The following is a 1442-nucleotide window of genomic DNA, read 5'->3' on the forward strand; positions in this document are numbered from 1 at the left end:
GAGAAATAGTCAATACCTGTGGATCAAGATCTTTTATGCGGCTATTGACCGCTCCTCGATGGCCAGTGATTCCTCGGGCCGCTCGACGAGCTTGCCCTTGACGAAGGTCGCCCCGGCGCGGACCAGGGCGACGAGATGAGGAGCGTTGACGGCACGCCAGCGCTTCTGCGCCGACTCGATCAGCTTGAAGGTCATTGCCAGCCCGGCCGCGCGCGAGCCCGGCCCCTTGGTGACCTTGGTCCGATGACGGACGGTGGCGAAGGTCGACTCAATCGGGTTAGTCGTGCGCAGATGCACCCAATGTTCCGCCGGATAGTCGTAGAAGGCCAGCAGTTCGTCGAGGTCGTCGACCACCTTGGCCACCGCCTTGGGGTACTTGGCGCCGTAGGTGGCCTCGAACTCCTTGACCGCGGTCAGCGCGTGGTCCTTGTCCTCGGCGTTCCAGATCTCAGCGAGGGCCTTCTTCGCGCCAGGGTGCGCGGATTTGGGAAGCGCTCCGAGCACGTTAGCGATCTTGTGAAACCAGCACCTCTGGGCCCTGGTCTGCGGAAACACCTCGCCCAGCGCCGACCAGAAGCCGAGCGCGCCATCGCCGATCGCCAGCACCGGCGCCCGCATACCGCGCCGCTTGCAGTCGCGCAGCAGGTCGGCCCACGACTCGGCCGACTCGCGGTAGCCGTCGCTCAGCGCGACGAGTTGCTTGCGGCCGTCGGCGCGCACGCCGATCATCACCAGCAGGCACAGCTTGTGCTCTTCCAGCCGGATGTTGACGTGGATACCGTCGACCCACAGATAGACGTAGTCCGCCCCGGACAGGTCGCGGGCGGAGAAGGCGCGCTGCTCGCCCTTCCAGGTCTCGGTCAGCTTGGTGATGACCGAGGCTGACAGGCCGGCCGTGGAACCGAGGAACTGGCCCAGCGCAGGGATGAAGTCGCCCGAGGACAGGCCGTGCAGGTACAGCAGCGGCAGCACCTCGCTCAGCTGCGGGGTCTTACGGCACCAGGCGGGCAGAATCGCCGAGGAGAACCGCTTACGCTCGCCGGTTTCCGCATCGATGCGCTTGTCGTTGACCCGAGGGGCCGTGACCTCGATCGCGCCGACACCGGTGAGCAGCTCCCGCGGGGCGTGGTAGCCGTTGCGCACGACCAGGCGGCGGCCGTTGTCGTCGCGCTCGTCGGCGAACGCGGCGATGTAGGCGTCCACCTCGGCCTGCAGAGCGGCGGCGAGCATCTTGCGGGCGCCCTCACGGAGGATCTGGTCGATCAGCGAGGAGGAGGATGCCGGAGCGTGGTCGCCAGCGGGCAGCTCGGGTACTACGGTGAGCGACACGGGTGTGCCTTCCCGACCGACGTTGGCGCGTCGGCCTTATCTCGAAACCTTGATCAGATGATTCGGGAAGGTACACCCCTTCCCGTCAGATCCACAGGTTTCGATCATTGCTC

Annotated in this window: 1 protein-coding gene; it reads right to left on the minus strand. The window is 66.1% G+C overall.

The genetic code is table 11. The features are described 5' to 3' along the window. Positions 1-33 precede the first annotated feature (33 nt). Complete coding sequence (locus E1295_RS48100; RefSeq protein ID WP_132642087.1) at positions 34-1305, minus strand: IS256 family transposase; 1272 nt, start codon at positions 1303-1305, stop codon at positions 34-36. Positions 1306-1442 lie beyond the last annotated feature (137 nt).

The sequence above is a fragment of the Nonomuraea mesophila genome, assembly GCF_004352805.1.
GTDB classification, from domain to species: domain Bacteria; phylum Actinomycetota; class Actinomycetes; order Streptosporangiales; family Streptosporangiaceae; genus Nonomuraea; species Nonomuraea longispora.